This is a genomic window from Bosea sp. F3-2, assembly GCF_008253865.1.
Taxonomy (GTDB): Bacteria; Pseudomonadota; Alphaproteobacteria; order Rhizobiales; family Beijerinckiaceae; genus Allobosea.
This window is the reverse complement of record NZ_CP042331.1, coordinates 1,765,259-1,784,552: the sequence shown is the minus strand read 5'-3', so window position 1 is coordinate 1,784,552 and position 19,294 is coordinate 1,765,259. Positions and strand designations below refer to the sequence as shown.

General features: G+C 64.5%; 12 protein-coding genes and 1 tRNA gene. 9 read left to right on the top strand and 4 right to left on the bottom strand.

Annotated elements, in window-relative coordinates:
* Nucleotides 1–35 precede the first annotated feature (35 nt).
* From FQV39_RS08245 to glpX, 3 genes are all read left to right on the top strand, one after another.
* A complete protein-coding gene (locus FQV39_RS08245; protein WP_149129848.1) occupies nt 36–848 on the top strand; it encodes a class I SAM-dependent methyltransferase in 813 nt (270 codons plus the stop codon).
* 75 nt (nt 849–923) lie between these two features.
* On the top strand, nt 924–2,270 hold the full coding sequence (locus FQV39_RS08240; RefSeq protein ID WP_149129847.1) for a homoserine dehydrogenase: 1,347 nt from the start codon (nt 924–926) through the stop codon (nt 2,268–2,270).
* 49 nt (nt 2,271–2,319) lie between these two features.
* Complete coding sequence (glpX, locus tag FQV39_RS08235; protein ID WP_149129846.1) at nt 2,320–3,318, top strand: class II fructose-bisphosphatase; 999 nt, start codon at nt 2,320–2,322, stop codon at nt 3,316–3,318.
* Nucleotides 3,319–3,502: 184 nt separating this feature from the next.
* Here the strand turns inward: glpX and FQV39_RS08230 are convergent, their stop codons facing one another.
* The gene (locus tag FQV39_RS08230; protein WP_149129845.1) at nt 3,503–5,158 is read right to left on the bottom strand and encodes an FAD-binding dehydrogenase; all 1,656 of its coding nucleotides are present in this window, start codon (nt 5,156–5,158) and stop codon (nt 3,503–3,505) included.
* Nucleotides 5,159–5,286: 128 nt separating this feature from the next.
* Between FQV39_RS08230 and recJ the strand changes: the two genes are divergently transcribed.
* The 6 genes from recJ (at nt 5,287) to FQV39_RS08200 (ending at nt 12,128) form a co-directional block, all read left to right on the top strand.
* Nucleotides 5,287–7,083, top strand: a complete 1,797-nt coding sequence (recJ, locus tag FQV39_RS08225; protein WP_248313291.1) for a single-stranded-DNA-specific exonuclease RecJ — start codon at nt 5,287–5,289, stop codon at nt 7,081–7,083.
* A 117-nt stretch (nt 7,084–7,200) separates the two neighbouring features.
* Nucleotides 7,201–7,275 (top strand) — tRNA-Glu (locus FQV39_RS08220).
* A 410-nt stretch (nt 7,276–7,685) separates the two neighbouring features.
* The gene (locus tag FQV39_RS08215) at nt 7,686–8,399 is read left to right on the top strand and encodes a DUF3102 domain-containing protein (RefSeq protein WP_187640212.1); all 714 of its coding nucleotides are present in this window, start codon (nt 7,686–7,688) and stop codon (nt 8,397–8,399) included.
* A 131-nt stretch (nt 8,400–8,530) separates the two neighbouring features.
* Nucleotides 8,531–10,108, top strand: a complete 1,578-nt coding sequence (locus tag FQV39_RS08210; RefSeq protein WP_149129842.1) for a Wzz/FepE/Etk N-terminal domain-containing protein — start codon at nt 8,531–8,533, stop codon at nt 10,106–10,108.
* Between the two features lie 68 nt (nt 10,109–10,176).
* Nucleotides 10,177–11,421: a polysaccharide biosynthesis/export family protein gene (locus tag FQV39_RS08205; RefSeq protein WP_187640211.1), complete on the top strand. Its 1,245-nt coding sequence runs from the start codon at nt 10,177–10,179 to the stop codon at nt 11,419–11,421.
* A 98-nt stretch (nt 11,422–11,519) separates the two neighbouring features.
* Nucleotides 11,520–12,128 (top strand): sigma-70 family RNA polymerase sigma factor, encoded by a 609-nt coding sequence (locus FQV39_RS08200; RefSeq protein ID WP_149129840.1) that lies wholly within the window; start codon nt 11,520–11,522, stop codon nt 12,126–12,128.
* 181 nt (nt 12,129–12,309) lie between these two features.
* Here the strand turns inward: FQV39_RS08200 and FQV39_RS08195 are convergent, their stop codons facing one another.
* From FQV39_RS08195 to FQV39_RS33085, 3 genes are all read right to left on the bottom strand, one after another.
* Entirely contained in the window at nt 12,310–14,283 is a 1,974-nt protein-coding gene (locus FQV39_RS08195) for an HlyD family type I secretion periplasmic adaptor subunit (RefSeq protein WP_149129839.1), read from the bottom strand.
* Nucleotides 14,270–16,486 (bottom strand): type I secretion system permease/ATPase, encoded by a 2,217-nt coding sequence (locus tag FQV39_RS08190; protein ID WP_149129838.1) that lies wholly within the window; start codon nt 16,484–16,486, stop codon nt 14,270–14,272. Before FQV39_RS08190 ends, FQV39_RS08195 begins: the two co-directional genes overlap by 14 nt.
* Nucleotides 16,487–16,751: 265 nt before the next feature.
* Nucleotides 16,752–19,238: an autotransporter outer membrane beta-barrel domain-containing protein gene (locus tag FQV39_RS33085; protein WP_187640210.1), complete on the bottom strand. Its 2,487-nt coding sequence runs from the start codon at nt 19,236–19,238 to the stop codon at nt 16,752–16,754.
* Nucleotides 19,239–19,294 lie beyond the last annotated feature (56 nt).

The following is a 19,294-nucleotide window of genomic DNA, read 5'->3' as shown; positions in this document are numbered from 1 at the left end:
TATCTTGTACGAGGTGTGCTGCGACAGGTGCTGCCATGGAAGCGACGGACAAGGTTTTTGCCGGTCCCATTCCGCAGATCTACGATCGGCTGCTCGTACCTTTGATCTTTCGACCTTATGCCGAGGATCTGGCCGACCGCGTCATGGCCTCACGGCCGTCGCGCATTCTTGAGCTTGCGGCCGGAACGGGCGCGCTGACGCGCGCGATGGCGGCGCGTCTCGACGGTGCGAGCATCGTCGCGACCGATCTGAACCAGCCGATGCTCGACCTTGCCGCTGCGCAGCTACCGGGTAATGACAGGGTTGTCTGGCAGCAGGCGGACGCGCTCGATCTGCCGTTCGCTGACGAGAGCTTCGATGCCGCCGCCTGCCAGTTCGGGGTAATGTTCTTCCCTGACAAGCCGAAAAGCCATCGCGAGGTGCGGCGTGTCCTGCGGCCGGGCGGGCGCTATCTGTTCAATGTCTGGGACGCGGTTGCCAGCAACGACTTCACTGCGGTGCTGCTGGATGCGTTGGCGGAAGCATTCCCAGCCGATCCTCCTCGCTTCATCGAGCGCACGCCGCATGGCTATCATGATGTCGGGACGATAGAGCTCGATCTCATGGCCGGCGGCTTCGCAAGACCGATGATCGAGCGTATCGAGAAGCGCGCCCGCGCCGATTCCGCGGTCGATGTCGCGACGGGCTTCTGCCAGGGCACGCCGATCCGCGGCGAGATCGAGGCGCGGGGCGCGCCGGGGCTCATGGCCGCGACCGAGGCCGTGGCGAAGGCGCTGGAGCACCGGTTCGGCTCCGGCCCGATCGAAGGAGGCATTGCCGCATACGTCGTTTCGGCCCAGCGCGAGTAGCGTCGATGACATTTCACGGGCGTTGGAGCGTCGCTCTCCGTTGACTCGCACCGCGCCGCATGCGACCCCGCGCCCATGACCAGCGCTGCCCTTTCGAACGCCTCCCAGCCTCTGCGCATCGGCCTCGCCGGCCTCGGCACGGTCGGCGCCTCGGTGCTGAAGATCCTGCAACGGCAGGAGAATGCGCTGGCGGCCCGCTGCGGCCGGGCGATCCGGGTCGTTGCCGTCTCGGCCCGCGACCGCAAGCGCGACCGCGGCGTCGATCTCGGCGGCCTCGCTTGGTTCGACGATCCGGTCGCGCTGGCGAAATCCGACGACGTCGATTGCGTGGTCGAGCTGATGGGCGGCTCGGACGGTCCGGCCAAGGCGACGGTCGAAGCCGCGCTCTCGGCCGGCAAGCATGTCGTCACCGCCAACAAGGCCCTGCTCGCGGCCCATGGCGTCGCGCTGGCGGAGCTGGCTGAAAGCAAGGGCGCGGCGCTCGCCTTCGAGGCCTCGTCGGCTGGCGGCATCCCGGTGGTGAAGACGCTGCGCGAGGCGCTTGCCGGCAACAATGTCAGCCGCATCTCCGGCATCCTCAACGGCACCTGCAATTACATCCTCTCCCGCATGGAAGAAGAAGGGCTGACCTTCGAGGCCTGCCTGAGGGACGCCCAGCGTCTCGGCTACGCCGAGTCCGACCCGACCTTCGACGTCGAGGGCTTCGACACCGCTCACAAGCTCGCCATCCTGACCAGCCTCGCCTTCGGCACGAAGATCGACGCCGAAGCGATTCATGTCGAAGGCATCTCCGCGATCACGCCGCTCGACCTGAAGATGGCCGATGAGCTCGGCTACCGCATCAAGCTGCTCGGCGTCGCCGAACGTACCAAGACCGGCATCGAGCAGCGCGTGCATCCGACAATGGTGCCGAAATCCTCCGCGATCGCGCAGGTGATGGGCGTGCTCAACGCTGTCAGCGTCGATGCCGATGCGGTTCGCGAGATCACGCTGGTCGGCCCGGGCGCCGGCGGCGATCCGACCGCTTCGGCGGTGGTCGCCGACATCGCCGATGTCGCCCGCGGCACGGCCGGCCTGCCGTTCGGCTTGCCGGTTGCCCGTCTGGAGGAGGCCAAGCGCGCGCCGATGCAGCGTCACGAGGGCGGCTACTATGTCCGCCTCGCCGTCGCGGACCGGCCAGGCGCGGCGGCCGCGATCGCGACCCGTATGGCCGAGGCCGACATCTCGTTGGAGAGCATCGTCCAGCGTCGTTCGCCCGAAGCCGCCAACCGCGATCCGGGAGGCCGTTCCGGCGCGCCGGTTCCGGTCGTGCTGATCACCTATGCCACCAGCGAGTCGGCTATCCGCGCCGCGCTCGAAAAGGTCACCGCGGATGGCCATGTCGCGGAACCGCCGCAAGTTATCCGCATAGAGCGGGAATAGACCTCACGGTCTCGATTCCACCCGCCGCATTGCAAGGGGAAACCATTTCATGTCCGTCGATCTCCAGATCTCCCCCGATCAGATCATCGAGCGCTATCTCTCGATGGAACTCGTCCGCGTCACCGAGCGCGCCGCCGTCTCCGCCGCCCGCCTGCGTGGCCACGGCAATGAGAAGGCCGCCGACCAGGCGGCCGTCGACGCGATGCGTCGTGAGCTGAACCGCCTCCCCATCGACGGCGAGATCGTCATCGGCGAGGGCGAGCGCGACGAGGCGCCGATGCTCTTCATCGGCGAGAAGGTCGGCAACAAGCACGGCCCGAAGGTGCATATCGCGGTCGACCCGCTCGAAGGCACCACGCTCTGCGCCAAGGACATGCCGGGCTCGATCGCCGTGATGGCGATGGCCGGCGCCGGCAGCCTGCTCTACGCCCCCGACGTCTACATGGACAAGATCGCGTGTGGCCCGGGCTATCCCAAGGGCGTGATCGACCTCGACGCCTCGCCGGCCGACAACATCAACGCGCTGGCCAAGGCCAAGGGCGTCAAGCCGCATGAGATCTCGACGCTGATCATGGACCGTCCGCGCCATGCCAAGCTGATCGAGGAGGTCCGCAAGACCGGCTGCTCGATCCGCCTCATCACCGACGGCGACGTCGCCGGCGTGATCTTCTGCACCCAGCCGGAGAAGACCGGCATCGACCTCTATCTCGGCATCGGCGGCGCGCCCGAGGGCGTGCTGGCGGCAGCCGCGCTGCGCTGCGTCGGCGGCCAGATGCAGGGCAGGCTCATCCTCGACACCGAGGAGAAGCGCCAGCGGGCCTTCGGCATGGGCGTCAAGGACCCGAACAAGAAATATGACATGTCGGAGATGGCCTCGGGCGACGTCATCGTCTGCGCCACCGGTGTGACCGATGGCGGCCTGCTCTCGGGCGTGAAGTTCGGCAAGGACGTGATCGAGACCGAGACGCTGGTCTATCGCTCGATCACCGGCACGGTGCGCCGCATCTATGGCGAGCACCGCGAATTCTCGAAGTTCCAGCTGGACTGAGCTTCTGCCATCGTCATTCCGGGGCAGGCCGAAGGCCTGAGCCCGGAGCTCCTGAGCGCGACGAAGCGTCATTCTCGGGCTTGCCCCGAGAATCTCCGGCCGAAGGAGGCTCGGGAGCCTCCTTCTTCACGAGATGCTCGGGTCAAGCCCGAGCATGACGAGCCGCCTCGTGACGTCCGAGGCTCTACCCGACAGCCCCTGCTGCCGCCCGCCCCGCAGCGCGGCCCGAAAAGATGCAGCCGCCGAGGAAGGTGCCTTCGAGCGCCCGGTAGCCATGCACGCCGCCGCCGCCGAAACCGGCCGCTTCGCCTGCGGCGTAGAGCCCCGGAACCGGCGCACCCGCCGCGTCCAGCACCCGCGACGACAGATCCGTCATCAGCCCGCCAAGCGATTTCCGCGTCAGGATGTTGAGCCGGACCGCGATCAGCGGCCCATGGGCGGGATCGAGAATGCGATGGGGTTTGGCTGTGCGGATCAGCTTGTCGCCGAGATAGTTGCGTGCCCCGCGCAGCGCCGTCACCTGCAGGTCCTTGCCGAAGGGGTTGGCGAGTGCCCGGTCGCGCGCCTCGATCTGTCCGCGCAGATGCGCTTCATCGATCAGCGTTTCGCCGGTTAGCGCATTCATGCGGGCGACGAGGCGGCTGAGATCGCTCTCGACGATGAAATCCTCACCCTTGTCCATGAAGGCCTGCACCGGGCCGGGCACGCCGCCGCCGGCGCGGCCGAGCACCTGTCGCCAGCTCTTGCCCGTCAGGTCCGGGTTCTGCTCCGAGCCCGACAGCGCGAACTCCTTGGCGATGATGCTGCGGTTCAGCACGAACCAGGAATAGTCGTAGCCGGACTTCGTGATGTGCTCGAGCGTGGCGAGCGTGTCGAAGCCGGGGAAGAGCGGAACTGGAAGACGGTTGCCGCGTGCATCGAACCAGAGCGAGGAGGGGCCGGGCAGGATGCGGATGCCATGGCGCGGCCAGATCGGCGCCCAGTTGGCGATGCCCTCGACATAGTGCCACATCCGGTCGCCGTTGATCAGCCGCCCGCCGGCAGCCTGCGCCACGGCGAGCATCGCGCCGTCGACATGATCCGGCACGCCGGAGAGCAGCCGGGCAGGGGGCTTGCCGAGCCGTTCTGGCCACTGCGCACGGACGAGTTCGTGATTGCCGCCGATGCCGCCGGAGGTGACGATCACGGCCTGCGCCTTCAGCTGGAAGGAGCCGGTGACGCCGCGCCCGCTCTTCTCGCCGCGGGCGACATCGCTCGGCTCCAGCACCTCGCCCTCGACGCCATCGATCGCGCCGCCCCTGCGCGTGATCGCGGTGATGCGATGCCGGAAGCGGAAGGACAGCAACCCTTTGGCCTGCGCTTCCTTCGCCCGACGCAGGAAGGGCTCCAGCACGCCCGGACCCGTGCCCCAGGTCACATGGAAGCGCGGCACCGAATTGCCATGGCCGGTCGCCAGATTGCCGCCGCGCTCGGCCCAGCCGACGACCGGGAACCAGCGCATGCCCATCGCATGCAGCCAGCGGCGCTTCTCGCCGCCGGCGAAATCAAGATATGCCTCGGCCCAGCGCCGCGGCCATTCATCCTCCGGGCGGTCGAAGCCAGCCGAGCCGAACCAGTCCTCCCGCGCCAGTTCGCGGGAATCGCGGATGCGCAGCCGTCGCTGCTCGGGGCTGTCGATGAAGAACAGGCCGCCCAGCGACCAGAAGGCCTGCCCGCCGAGCGATTGTTCAGGCTCCTGATCGAGCAACACGACTCTGCGCCCGGCTTCCGCGATCTCGCAGGCCGCGACGAGGCCCGAAAGCCCCGCGCCGACGATCGCGACATCGGTTTCGTGCTGCATGATCCCCCCAGGGCGCCACCTCTGCCGGTGGCTTGGATGCAGTATGGCGGCGGAGAAGAGCCGGGCCAAGTTCGAGGCCGGTTGACCTTGCGCCCGGCTTGCGCGACGCCGTTAGGACAATGAGTCTGATGCAGCAGTCCCGCGTTTTCCTTGGTGTGACCCGTTCGGTGCTTGGCCGGCCCTGGCGCGACCGGCTCGATACCGCAGGGCTCGGCCGAGCGGAGGCGCTGTCCCAGCGCGAGGGGCTCTCCGATATCCTGGCGCGCCTGCTCGCCTCGCGTGGCGTCGAGCCAGCCGATGCCACGCGCTTCCTTGAGCCGAAGCTGCGCGACCTGCTGCCGGACCCAACCGTCCTCACCGACATGGAGCCCGCTGCGGCGCGGTTGGCCCAGGCGGCGATGCGCGGCGAGCGCGTCGCGATCTTCGGCGACTACGATGTCGACGGCGCCTGCTCCTCGGCTCTGCTCGCGAGCTTCCTGACGCAGGGCGGAGCACGCCCGCGCATCCATATCCCCGATCGGCTGATCGAGGGCTACGGCCCCAACAGCGAGGCGATCCGCATGCTGGCGGGCGAGGGCGCGACCCTGCTCGTCACGGTCGATTGCGGCACCACCAGCGAGGAGCCTTTGGCTGAGGCGCGCCGGCTCGGCCTCGATGTCGTGGTGCTCGACCATCACCAGGCGCCGGAGCGGCTGCCCGCGGTCGAGGCGCTGGTCAACCCGAACCGGCAGGACGATCTCTCCGGGCTTGGCCATCTCTGCGCCGCCGGCGTGGTCTTCCTCGCCCTGGTCGCCGCCAGCCGGGTGCTGCGCCGACAGGGCCATTGGGCGGCGCGCGGCGGCGAGCCCGACCTGTTGGCGGCGCTCGATCTCGTCGCCTTGGCAACGGTCGCCGACGTCGTGCCGCTGCAGGGACTCAACCGCGCTTTCGTGCGGCAGGGGCTGGCGATGATGCGCAGCCGCGCCCGGCCGGGCCTCGCGGCGCTGATGGATGTCTCGGGCCTCGACGGCCCGATCCAGCCCTGGCATCTCGGCTTCCTGCTCGGGCCGCGCATCAATGCGGGCGGACGCATCGGCGAGGCCGCGCTCGGTGCGCGCCTGCTCCTGAGCGACGACGAGGTCGAGGCACGCGGCATCGCTGCCGAGCTCAACCGCCTCAACCAGGAACGGCAGGAGATCGAGCGGCTCGCCGTGCTGGAGGCGGTGTCGCAGGCCGAGCATGAGCTCGCCGGCATGGCCGATCTGCCGGTGCTGCTCGCCGGCAGCGCCGACTGGCACCCCGGCATCGTCGGCCTGGTCGCGGCGCGGCTGAAGGAGCGCTTCCGCCGCCCGGCCTTCGCGCTCGCGCTGAACGGGGAAGGCGGGGCGACCGGCTCCGGCAGATCGGTCGCTGGCGTCGATCTCGGCCGAGCCGTGCGTGCCGCCGTCGAGGCAGGGCTTGCGGTCAAGGGCGGCGGCCATGCCATGGCGGCTGGCGTCACGCTGGCGGGCGGGCAGGCCGCGCCGTTTCACGCCTTCCTCAGCGACTATCTCGCCCGCGAGGTCGGGGCTGCGGGTGAGGCCGAGGCGCTCCTCATCGATGCCGCGCTCAGCGCCGGCGGTGCGAGCCCGCGCCTGATCGCCGAGATTGAGAAGGCAGGGCCGTTCGGCTCGGGCAGCCCGGAGCCGGTCTTCGTCTTTCCGGCGCACCGCCTGACGGACGCCATCGAGATCGGCAGCGGCGGCCATGTCCGCATCAAGCTGCGCTCCGGCGATGGCGCCAGCATTGGCGGCATCGCCTTCCGCGCGGCGCAGGAGCCATTGGGGCAGGCCCTGCTCGCGGCACGTGGCGAGACCGTGCATCTGGCCGCGACGCTCTCGCTAAACCGCTGGGGCGGCAACGAGACGGCGGAACTGCGCATCCTCGATCTGGCTCGCCCGGTCTAGACGCGCACCTTCCAAGGGGCGTCATCCACATTTCTTGTGAACGGGTGCTTGCAGAGCAGCAGGCCTGCCACTATACCTCGCCCCGCTTCGGCACGGACCTGCACGGTTCGAGACAAAGCGGTCTTCGTCTATCGGTTAGGACACCAGCCTTTCACGCTGGGAAGACGGGTTCGATTCCCGTAGACCGCGCCACTGCTCCGTGATTGGCGTAAAAGTAATATTATAGGGAAGCTTGGGAGTGCCTCTCGCTGCATCCCGGATTTGAAGGTGCGAACGACCAGGCTGAAAAAGCCAAGCTCGATGGGCCCGATTTCGTCATCTAGCTCAGGGACCATCGAACGCTTTTTTGTCTGGATCAACGGAGCCGGGCGGCCCTAGGGTGATGCCGAGATTGCGATCGTTACGGTCGTTTCCTTCCTCTATCAGGGTGCCGAGGCCCTCATCCGGCGCTCACCTGCGCTTCAGAATATCCGGGCGAATTTTGAGGTAATCCGAAAGAGTTACCTCATTTGTGCGAGCGGGAATCCCTTTGCTCGCTTCGTTGTGCACTGCTCGAAGCGTAAGCTCACTACTCTCGTGGGTTGAGTAGTGAGGATGTAATCGTGGTCCCGAACGCAGAAATCTCCGCGACGGAATTGCATGATGCCGCGCAGAGGATCAAGGCACTTCGAAGGGCTGCGACCGAACACGCTGTGGAAATCGGGCGTGAACTGCTCCGCGTGAAAGAAAAGCTGCCACATGGCGTTTTCGTTAAATGGGTTGAAAAGGCGTGCGAGTTCAAGATCAGGACCGCACAGGACTTGATGAAGCTTGCGCGCGAGGCGGAGTCCGATACGAAACTTGTCGCGCTGATGGTTCCATCGACGCTTCGAGTCTATCTCTCCAAGAAAATTCCACCTGAAGTTCGTAACACTATTCTGAAGCGGCTTGAGAACGGCGAGCGCGTTTCGCGCAGCGATATTTATTCTCAGGTTTCGGGTTCAAGGACGAAAGCAAAGGCGGACGCGGGGGATCACCCGGTGCGCGAAGAGATGTCCTCGTCATTCTTCTCCAAGCCCGAACGTCTGAGGACGACTGATGAGAAGCGAAGCAACGCGGGCGGCGACCGGGCGCGGATGGTGGCTGAATTGATCCTTCGTCGTCTCAGCCCGCAAGACTACGAGACCATCATGGAAGGAATGAGTTGGGAGGTTTGGAATCGGGCTTTCGTCTGGATGAGGGCCGCGCAGATCGTGGATTCTGAACGGGTAGAGCTCACTTTATCCAATGCTCATCCCCCCCAGACCTTCGAGGCGTTGCCAGCCAAGTTGCAGTGACAATTGTTGCGGTTGTCTTTTCTTTGTTGTCTGCCGTGCCGAAGTCGAGTGAGGGCGTTAATGCAGTCTTTTAAAGAGACGACATCGCCGCGCAGACATTGGATAGCGGGTAGATAAAGATCGGAAGTCCAATGTCATTTTATGTTGGAGAACGCCAATCTTTAACACCGTTTGGCTTTAGCAGCCTCCGTCGCCGCTGGAAGCTCATTGGTGCGTGCGTCGTATTGTCCATGATGCTCGGCTTGTTCGTCGCTCTGCTCAAGCCGGCGAACTATACCGCGTCGACGCAACTCCTGATCTATGTGAAGGAAGTTCAGCCGGGGCCGGATCTCGTCATTTTTCTGGGGCGCGCCGATCTCACGCAGGTCGAGAACGAGATCGAGATTATCCGCTCGCGCGGCACGCTGGCCAAAGTCGTGCAATCGCTGAAATTGTCTGAGGATCCCGAATTCGTTCCGGCAGCGACGCCGTTTGAGAGCATCGCGCAGTGGCTTTTTGGCGTGCCGCTGGCGACGTCCGATGAAATTCGCCGCCGACAGGAGCTCGCTGTCGATACGCTCGCCAAGCGCATCGCAGTGAAGCGGGTTGGAACGAGCCACACCATCCTCATCGACGTCACGACCTCCGATCCGGAGAAGTCCGAGCGGATCGCAAACGGCATCAGCCAGGTCATGCTTCAGGCGCGAGTCAGCGCAGATCAGGACGGCAGCAGGTCGACGCTGCTGCGGGAGCGGCTGCAGGGATTGGGCCCCAGTGCCTATGTGATGACGCGGGCCTTTGCTCCGGACAAGCCGAGCGGACCACGGAAGCTTCTCGTCATTCTGGGAGCCGTCTTTGCCGGATTTGCCGCCGGATCGGTGCTGGCTCTGCTGCTGGACTTCAGGGACAAGACGATCCGCACTGCCGCGCAGGTTGAACATTTCGGCCTGGAATGCATCGGCGCGATCCCCTTGCTCAAAAGCGGTGGCCGCACGGCTTCGAGGTCGCTTCATTCAACGAGAGAGTCGGCCAAGGAAGATCAACTTCTGCCCGCTCCGTTGCTGAACCAGACGCTTCTCCGGATGACCGTGGCGATTGAAGCCTCGAAGGCGCGCGTCGTGGGCATTGCTTCTTCGATAGAGGGAGAGGGGGCGACGACCGTTGCGAGGCAACTCGCACACATGGCTGCGCGCAGCCAGAGAAGAGTGTTGCTTGTGGAGGTCGGCCGGAACGAGACCTCGCGCCCGCTCACGCAAGAGGTGCCGCCTGGGGGCGTAGATTTTTCCGATACGCATCTGCGTTCGTTCGACGGAAACATTCGGAATAACCGTGGAAATGGCCCCGATATTCTTGTGACTGCGGTCTCGGACAATATCGACAGCGCCGCAAACTGGTGGATGCACTCCAATCAAAGGCTCTCGGTCGATTATGACCTTATTGTCGTCAGCCTGCCGCCGCTTGAACGCGGCGCCGAATTTCGAATGGCCGCGCAGAATCTCGACGGAATCCTGCTGGTCATCAAGTGGGGTGACACCGAGATGGAACGGGTCGAGCGCGCCTTCGCAGTATCGGGCGCCATGCCATCGGACTTCATCGGAGCGGTCCTGAACATGATGGACGATCGGATGATCGGACAGTTCGGAGACAAGCTCTGGGAGGCGGAAGCAGCAACGACTACCCGACGGCGTCCGTTCGGACTGGCGATGCCAGCCGAGCCCGCCGCCGGATAATCATGAATCGGAAAGGTGCTACGATGAAGCAGAACCGTTCATGGATAACTGTCGCCGGATCAATTTCTTTGGTTCTGTGCGTTCTTAGCGGAAATGCAGTCCGCGCGACGTCCGATTACAGTGTTCGCGCCAACGACAAGCTCAAGATCAAGATCTTCCAGTATCCTGAGCTGAGTGGCGAATACACCGTTCGCGCGAACGGAACGATTTCCATCGCACCGGTTGGAGATATTCCGGTCGACGGCCTTTCGGCCAAGGAGATCGCGAACCAGATTTCCGATCGCTTCGTCCGCGCGGGCATTTCCGACAAGCCCGGCACGTCGGTCGAAATTCTCGAGACGCGGCCAGTCTATGTCCTGGGTGATGTCCAGAAGCCCGGCGAGTATCAGTTCCGTCCGGGAATGACCGTTCTGCAGGTCGTCAGCCTGGCCGGTGGATGGCTGCGGTTCAACGATCCCGGCCTGATGCGGCTTGATCGCGACAGTATCAACATAACCGGCGAGATGCGGAATCTCACCCGGCGATACTACGAGCTGACGGCGCGCCGGGCGCGGCTGAACGCGGAGATCGTGATGAGGACGGAGGCCCAGTTCCCGCAGGAACTCGTCATGCGATCGCAAAACGACACCGGGCTGAGGCAGCTGATCGACGAAGAACGTTCGCTTCTGAGCATTCACGTCGACGCGCTGAAGACCCAGATCGACAGCCTGCAGCAGAACCGAAGCCTGTACGAGCGCGAGATCGAGGCGATCATGCGCCAGATTCAGGCCAACAAGCGCCAGATCGCCAGCGTCGAACAGGAGCTCGTCGAGGTTCGGGGCTTGGTCAAGCGCGGCTTAACCACCATCAGCCGCCTGGCGAATCTCGAGCGCATGCAGGCGCAGCTCGAAATGAACGAGCAGGGCTTCCAGACGCTGATCTTGCGCTCGCGCCAGAACATCACGCAGGCCGACCAGAGGATATTCGACCTGAAGAGCGAGAGGAATGCGTCCCTGACCGCCGAGGTGCAGAAGGTTCGGATGGATCTCGACGACGTCAGCGTCAGGTTCGAGACCAACCGGAATCTCCTCGTCGAGGCCAAGATGACGGTTCCGACCCTGGTCGGAAACTCCGACGGTCCCGTCGAAGCCCGCAGTCTGACGGTCGTCCGCATGGACGACGGAAAGGCGCTGACGATCGAGGCGCAGGAGCACACCGAGCTCCTGCCCGGCGACGTGCTCAGGGTTCAGAGGAGCATCCTTCCGGGAGCGCTGACCCCCGCTCCACTCGAGCAGCAGACCAATCTGATGATGCCTGCCCGAGTTAAGCAGTGACAGCGTGGCTGCGCGATCTGCGCAGCCACGAGCCCGGCCCCGTTTCGCTTGCGAGTGATGGATTGTTGCGTCCCGTGGATGTGAGTGGGAGATCGACGATGGCCTTCGGAGACAATGGTTCTGGAAAGACGAAGGAAGCTGGCGGGCTCTCCATTCAGCAGCAGATGCTGGCTCTTGAGCCGCAGTTGCGTGCCTACGCCATGTCCATCAGCCGAAGCGCAGACAGGTCCGACGACCTGGTGCAGGAAACGCTGCTGCGCGCCATCAGCAAAATCGACACCTTTCGGCCAGGCACGAACCTTGGCGCCTGGCTGACGACGATCCTGCGAAACTGCTACCTCTCCGATCTTCGGAGGCGCCGCCATGAGGTGGAGGACGCGGACGGCTGCTATTCAGAGGCGTTGCGCGCGGCGCCGGAGCAGGAAGGTCAGCTGGAGTATCAGGAATTCTGCGCGGCTCTGAGGGAAATCCCGTTCGATCAGCGCGAGGCTCTCCTGCTGGTCGGCGCGGCCGGACTATCCTACGAAGATACGGCCACGCTTTGCCGAACCACGACTGGAACGATCAAGAGCAGGATCAACCGGGCCCGCTCGCGACTCGCGGCGCTGCTTGCGATCGAGAGCGTCAACGAGATCGGTTCCGACAATCAGACACGAGCGGTCATGGTCGGCCAACACGGTGCCAATTCCACACGCTGGTTCTTTTGACCGCCGTAGCTGGTAAGCTCCGGCGATCAGGTCTCCAGCTCGCGGCAGGTTCTTGCCCGGAACTCTAGATCGCCGCGCGTCCTATCGGACGTGCGGCGATCCAAGTCATTGTAATCGCAGCGGATTGTTCCGAAAAGTGGATTCCGCTTTTCGGTCCGATGCTATAGCGGGACAGCCGCGCTTACCGTTCGCGCAAGCTGTCGTGCTGATAGCGAGCGAGCGGCGAGAGCAGATAGCTGATGATCCGCCGCCTTCCAGTCTTGATCTCCGCCGTCACAGCCATGCCGGGCGACAGATTGACCTGCTTGTCCTCGATCGCCAATTGCGTGCGATCCAAGGAAACGCGTGCGGAATAGAGCAATTCCTGGCCGCGCGGCTCGCTGCTGTCGCTGTTCGCGCCCGACGTCTTCTCGCCTGAACTGTCGGGAATCTTGTCGCGCGTGATCGCATCCTGCGAAATGCTGAGGATGGTTCCGCGAAGCAGACCGTAGCGTGTGAAGTTGAAGGTATCGATCTTGATCGCGGCCTCCTGGCCGGCGCTTACGAAGCCGATGTCCCGGTTCGAGATCATCGCCTCGATTTCCAGCCGGCTTTCCGCAGGAACGACGTTCATCAGCGACTGCGCCGGCGTCACGACGCCGCCGATCGTGTGAATCGCGAGCTGCTGCACGATGCCATCGACCGGCGCCGTCAGCCTTTGCAGGTTTCTGCGCTGCTCGGCCTTCACGATATCCCGCTTGAGGCCTGCCGCCTTCTGCTGGGCTTTGGTCAGCTCGTCGAAAAGGGTCCGTTCGTACTCGGCCACGGTTTTGGTGCGCGTCTCCATCAGCGCGGTAACCGCGGCATTCGTTTCGCTGCCGCGCTTCTCCTGAACGAGGATGTCCTGACGCTGGCCGACGAGATCCTGCAGTTCGGTGAGATAAGTCACCTTGGAGCCGAGTTCCTTCTGGAAAAGATGCTCGCGAATTTCGACCCGCTGCTGGAGCGGGACGATCGTGGACTTCAGCTTGTCGACGGAGGCCTGAATCGTGTCGCGTTCTGCGCCCTTTTGCGCGAGCTGACCATCAATGGCGGCGAGTTTGGCCTTTTGCTCGCCGTTTTGGCTGATGAGGAAGCCACGGTACATCCGGAGCAGGTCGGCCGGGGCATCCTCGGGCGGGATGAATGCCGAAAGGGGATCGTCCTTGTTGGTGATCGCCGCCTGAAGCCTCGCGATGTCGAGACGCGCGGCCATCAGGTCGTTCTGCAGATGTCCGAGCTCGGCATCGGCGGCGGTCGTATCGAGCTCCACCAGCACGTCGCCCGCCTTGACGGCCTGGCCGTCATGGACCTGGATCGCGCGCACGACGCCCGTTTCGAACGGCTGGATCGTTTTGGTCCGGCCGCTGGGAATGATTTTTCCGGGGGCAACTGCAACAATGTCAACGGTACCGATGCACGCCCAGACCAGCGCGACGGCGAAGATGGCGATGATGCTCAGGCCGATGGTGCGCCCCACAGGTGAGGGCGGGGTTTCCACGATTTCGAGCGCAGCCGGCAGGAACGCGAGTTCCTGGGATCTCATACGGTTTTCATTCATAGATCGTGCGATGATTGCCTTCTGAAGGGCTTGCGAGCGGGTCGCAAGGCCCGTCACGGCGGCGCGGGTATTGCGCTCGCCCCATTGTGCCGTTGTCGTCAGAGCCTGGCGTGCCCGGATCGCCACAGCCTTGTCGAAGCGCGCGACTGCCTCGGCCTGTTTCAGCAAGACGAGGCGCCCGGCCCATTGGGCCTCGAATTCGGCCCGCGTCAGCAAGGTCGGCTGCGTGATGTTCGAGGCCACGACGACCGCCTTTTCCTCGCTCACTTTGCCGAGCAGCAGGAAGCCCCCGTTGCGAAGCTCCGCGATGCAGGGCAGCGGAAGATCGACAAGCTTGTCCCAGGTGACGGACTGAGACCGCCCCGCGAAGCCGTATGCCCGGGCACCTCGCAGCATCTCGGCGATGCCGACGGCGCCGTTGCCGATATGGCGGCGAAGCTCTTCTACCGTGGCAGCGACGCCGCGCAGCCGCAGCAGCATCTCCAGAGCAAGAAGGCCAGACTGATCGTTTGTGAGCGCGTGCATGGCGTTTATCTCGCCGCGACTGGTTCCCTCTGGGAAATCAGCGCGCCGCATGGGTCCCCTGGGCTATGGAAAGAGCGGTCGTCTCGATGGTGTTCGGGGTCGCGGATCGAGCAGCCCCGTGACTTGCAACCGCCGGCTTGCCTCCGACATCCGGCAAACCGGACTGGAGGCGATGCAACGTGGCGTACCGGCCACCCGTCCGCATCAGTGTTTCGTGCGTGCCATCCTCGATCAGGCGGCCGCCTTCGATCGTCACGATGCGATCGGCCATCCGCAGGGTGGAAAGGCGATGTGCGATGACGAGCACTGTCCGGGAACGCGCGATCTGCGCCATGTTCTGCTGGATGATGTGCTCGCTCTCGTAGTCGAGGGCGCTCGTTGCCTCATCGAAGATCAGGATGCGCGGATTGGTTGCCAGGGCGCGAGCGATGGCGATGCGCTGGCGCTGCCCGCCGGACAGGCTGCCGCCACGCTCGCCGACGATCGTGTCGTAGCCCTCGGGCAATTTGAGAATGAACTCGTGCGCACCTGCCAGTGTCGCGGCTTCGATCACCTTTTCCGCCGGAAGAGCGGGATCGGCCAAGGCGATGTTGTCGCGGATCGAGCGGTTGAACAGGATATTGTCCTGCAGAACGATGCCGATCTGACGGCGCAGCCAGGATGGGTCGATCTGGGCGACATCGACCCCGTCGACCAGAACCCGGCCGCTCTCCGGCACGTAGAGCCGCTGGGCGAGCTTGGCCAAGGTGCTTTTGCCGGACCCGGACGGGCCCACGATGCCGATCATTTGCCCGGCCGGAATATTCAGGCTGACGTCGCGCAGAATCTCCGGCCCGTCGATCCGGTAACGGAAGGTGACGTGCTCGAAGGAGATGTCGCCACGAACCGACGGGAGGGCCGTGCGGCTGGGGTTGTAGGCCGGCTCGGGCGTGGTGTTGAGAATGTCGCCGAGGCGCGCGATCGAGAGCCGGGTCTGGTGGAATTCCTGCCAGATTTGCGCCAGCCGCAGGACGGGGCCGCTGACGCGCCCGGCGAGCAGGTTGAACGCGATGAGCTCGCCGACCGAAAGGCTGCCGCCGATGACCAGCTTCGCGCCGACATAGAGGATCGAGGCGGTCACCAGCTTGCTGACGAGCTGAACAGTCTCACTGGCGACGTTGCCCAGGGTCAGCACCCGGAAGCTCGCTGCGACATAGGCCGCCAGCTGCTCCTCCCAGCGCTGCTGCATCTGGGGTTCGATGGCCATGGCCTTGAGCGTTTCGACCGCCGTCACGCTCTCGACCAGAAAGGCCTGGTTCTCCGCGCCGCGGGCGAATTTCTCGTCGAGGTAGCGGCGAAAGAGCGGCGTCACGCCGGCGGATATAGCGACATAGACCGGCAGCGACGCGAGGACGATCCAGGTCAGCTGCGGGGAATAGAAGAACAGCGCGGCGACGAAGACGACCGTGAAGAACAGGTCGATGACGAGCGTCAGCCCCGAGCTGGTGAGGAAGTTGCGGATGTTCTCGAGCTCGCGCACGCGGGCGACGGAATCGCCGACGCGTCTCGCCTGGAAGTAGCCGATCGGCAGGGCCAGCAGATGACGAAACAGGCGCGCGCCAAGCTCGACGTCGATCCGGTTTGTGGTGTGCGAGAACAGGTAAGTTCGCAAGGCGCCGAGGACGACTTCGAACACGGCGATCGCCACAAGGCCGAAAGCAAGCACGTCCAGCGTGCTCATGCTTCGATGCACGAGAACCTTGTCGATGACGACCTGGAAGAACAGCGGCGAGATCAGGCCGAAGAGCTGGAGGAAGAAGGACGCCACCAGAACTTCGCCCAGGAGCCATCGGTACTTATGGATAGCGCCCATGAACCAGGTGATGTCGAAACGTCGGGCAAGATCAGTCAACGTAGCCCGCTTCGTCATCAGCACGAGCCGGCCGTCCCAGGCCGCTTCCAGCTCGGCCCGCGACATCATGCTCGGCCGTGGGGCGTTCGGTGCCTGGACGAGGATGCTGTCCTCGCCGCATCGTCCCAGCAGCAGGAAGCTTCCGTCGCGCATGGCGGCGATCACGGGCAGCGGCGTATGCGCCAGCCGCTCCCAGTTCGTCGTCACAGAGCGGGCTTTGAGACCCAGACTCTTGGCGCAGCGGATCATCTCCACGACGCCGATGCGGCGACCGGGAAACTGATGCTGGATCTGTTCCGGGGTTACGCTCACGCCCTGACTGCTCAGGATGAACATAAGCGCGGCCAGACCGCCATCAGGCATCGGAAGGGTATCGTTATCGGGCTTTTTCAAACTTTTTGTCCCGCGTATATATCGTTTGACGCATGCGCGCGGGGCGTTGCCCCACATGCACACCACGACGAGCGTCAAGCGCTCTGATGCCGCGTTGATACGAAGACGCCAGAATTCGGTGTTTCGCTGACTTGGATCGTCGTCTTGGATCGCCGTGCGTCCTTGCGGACGCACGGCGTCATTGTTGACGCATCAGGTGCCCGAAAGGTGGGATCCCACCTTTCGGGCCGATGCATTACGCGTGTGGCTTCGCGAGGGTCTGGGCGGCGTTGCCCCACCATCCCTGCGTCTGACCAGCGGTGGAGGTCGCCGCAGGCGTGGCGAAGCTCGAGGCCGAGTACTGACTCAACAGGGCAAGCTTTGGCGTCACCGAGCTGTCGGACGGTGCAGCACTTGCACCGGTATCCTGGAAGCCGGGGAAGCCAACCGTCTTGCGGCTACCGAACGCCAGATCCGTCAGACTGTTGGCCTGGCTGCCGGTGACAAGCGAGGTGTCCGATGTCGTCGGTGAAGCCGAGGACAAGCTGCTCACGGACGTGTCCGCCGCGGGCGCCACCGTCGCAGGAGCCGCAAGATCGGTCGCCGACGAGGTGAGCGTTGCGGTCTGTGGACTGAACGACGTCGCGCTGACGGCAAGCGTTCCGGCGGGCTGGAGCGGCGCGCCGGAGAGATTGACGGTATTACCCGCCTTATCCGTGACACCACCCAGATTGTAGCGGGTGACCGCGAGGTCCGAGGCGTTCTGGCCGGCACCCACCGTATAGTCGAACTGCAAGGTGTTGGTGCCGGACCCACCGACATACTTGGCCGTGCCGTTGCTGTTCAGCGACAAGGTCGGCGAGCCGTTGACGGTCATCGCCTCGTTGAAGTTGACCGACAAATGCACGGTGTCGCCGGCGCGAACGGTGCCGTTTCCGTTGCTGAGACCATCGGCGTTGGCCGCGATCCACTGGACCTTGGGCTTCGTGGTATCGGCCGACGACGTCGCGCTGACGACCAGCGTTCCGGCGGGCTGAAGCGGCGCGCCGGTAAGATTGACGGCATTGCCCGCCTTATCCGTTACACCACCCAGATTGTAGCCGGTGACCGCGAGGTCCGAGGCCTTCTGGCCGGCACCCACCGTGTAGTCGAACTGCAAGGTGTTGGTGCCGGACCCACCCACATACTTGGCCGTGCCGCTGCTGTTCAGCGACAAGGTCGGCGAGCCGTTGACGGTCATCGCCTCGTTGAAGTTGACCGACAAATGCACGGTGTCGCCGGCGCGAACGGTGCCGTTTCCGTTGCTGAGACCGGCGGCGTTGGCCGCGATCCACTGGACCTTCGGCGCTGTTGTATCGGCCGGGGTCGTGGGGGCGACCGGGGTGGTGGGGGCGACCGGGGTCGTCGGGTTTACCGGGGTCGTGGGGGTGACCGGAGCAGTGGGGTCGACCGACGCCTGGGTATTGATGACCAGCGTTCCGCCGGGCTGATGCGGGGCGCCGGAAACATTGATGGCGTTGCCCGCCTGGTCCTTCACCCCGGACAGGTTGTACCCGCTGATCTCGAGATCGGCGGCGTTCTCACCTGCGGCAACCTTGTAGTCGAACTGCAAGGTGTCGCTGCCGGAGCCACTCACATACGTGGCGGTGCCGTTGCTGTTGAGCGACAGAGTCGGCGTGCCGCTGACGTTCACCACCTCGCTGAGCTTCAGCGTCAGGTGCACGGTGTCGCCGGCTTTGACCGTACCGGTGCCATTCGTGACACCCGGCCCGTTGGCCGCGACCCACTGCACCGACGGTGCAGTCGTGTCGGCTGCGGGCGCGGTCGGGGCCGTGGGGGTTGTCGGGTCCGTCGGGGTTGTCGGGTCGGTCGGGGTTGTCGGATTGGTCGGGCTGGTGCCCGTGCTTCCGGAACCCGACGTGCCGCCACTCACGCCTTGCAGCAATGGCGTGATGTTCCCCATGTCGTGCCACAACGCCGTCATCGTCGCGTCATCGTAGGCGTTGGCCTGTGCACGAATGTTGGTCGTGCCGCCGGCCACATCGATGACATAGGCGCCATACTGCTGCATGGCCTTGAAGACTTGCTGGCCAAGCGGGGAGAGGCCGGCTGGCATCGGCGTACCCGGCGGAATCGCGAGGTGTTGCCCTTCTTGGACGATGCCCGACGCGCTGCTGCCGTCGCTGTTGATGGCCTGGCCGACAGCGCCGGGCTTAGCGAGCGAGAAGTCGACCGCGAGCTGCAGCGCGTGATCGATCACCCCGTCGTCTGTTTCTGCCTTGACGAGCAGACCGCCGAGCTGACTTGCGCCGGCAGCCGTGATGCCCGCGGCGAGGAAGGGCGACTTGCTGCCCCAGCCGTCGCCTGTGACGATGTTCTCGGACGCGAACGAAGCGGCCGAACCGGTCGTGGCACTCGTTCTGTTGAACTGCCAGAAGTTGTAGGCGACGTCGCCATCGATGACGATCAGTTCGCCATCAGTACCCGCGGCGCCGTCCGCGGCGGCCGGCATGTGAACGCTGATGGTGCCGCCAGGATAGCCCCATCCCGGGGGGTAGGTGACCTGTACAAGTGGATCTGAAGAAGAAGCAACGTAAACTGAAGGGGAATAACTGTTCCACGCGACGCTGTAGTTGTAGCCGGTCGATGTGGGCCAATTAAGTTTTGTGAAGGTTGCGTCGTTAGCTACTTCTGTATTCCAACTCGAAGACGCGGTGAATGGCCGAGTGTCGAGTGTGCTCATAAGCCTATTTTCCTTGATTTTATATAGAAGGAAACGGGAGCGGGATTGGTAGGCCA

Coding starts and splice junctions, on each gene's coding strand:
- FQV39_RS08245 (WP_149129848.1), top strand. CDS start 36: ATGGAAGCGACGGACAAGGTTTTTGCCGGTCCCATTCCGCAGATCTAC.
- FQV39_RS08240 (WP_149129847.1), top strand. CDS start 924: ATGACCAGCGCTGCCCTTTCGAACGCCTCCCAGCCTCTGCGCATCGGC.
- glpX (WP_149129846.1), top strand. CDS start 2,320: ATGTCCGTCGATCTCCAGATCTCCCCCGATCAGATCATCGAGCGCTAT.
- FQV39_RS08230 (WP_149129845.1), bottom strand. CDS start 5,158: ATGCAGCACGAAACCGATGTCGCGATCGTCGGCGCGGGGCTTTCGGGC.
- recJ (WP_248313291.1), top strand. CDS start 5,287: ATGCAGCAGTCCCGCGTTTTCCTTGGTGTGACCCGTTCGGTGCTTGGC.
- FQV39_RS08210 (WP_149129842.1), top strand. CDS start 8,531: ATGTCATTTTATGTTGGAGAACGCCAATCTTTAACACCGTTTGGCTTT.
- FQV39_RS08200 (WP_149129840.1), top strand. CDS start 11,520: ATGGCCTTCGGAGACAATGGTTCTGGAAAGACGAAGGAAGCTGGCGGG.
- FQV39_RS08195 (WP_149129839.1), bottom strand. CDS start 14,283: ATGCGGCGCGCTGATTTCCCAGAGGGAACCAGTCGCGGCGAGATAAAC.
- FQV39_RS08190 (WP_149129838.1), bottom strand. CDS start 16,486: ATGCCTGATGGCGGTCTGGCCGCGCTTATGTTCATCCTGAGCAGTCAG.
- FQV39_RS33085 (WP_187640210.1), bottom strand. CDS start 19,238: ATGAGCACACTCGACACTCGGCCATTCACCGCGTCTTCGAGTTGGAAT.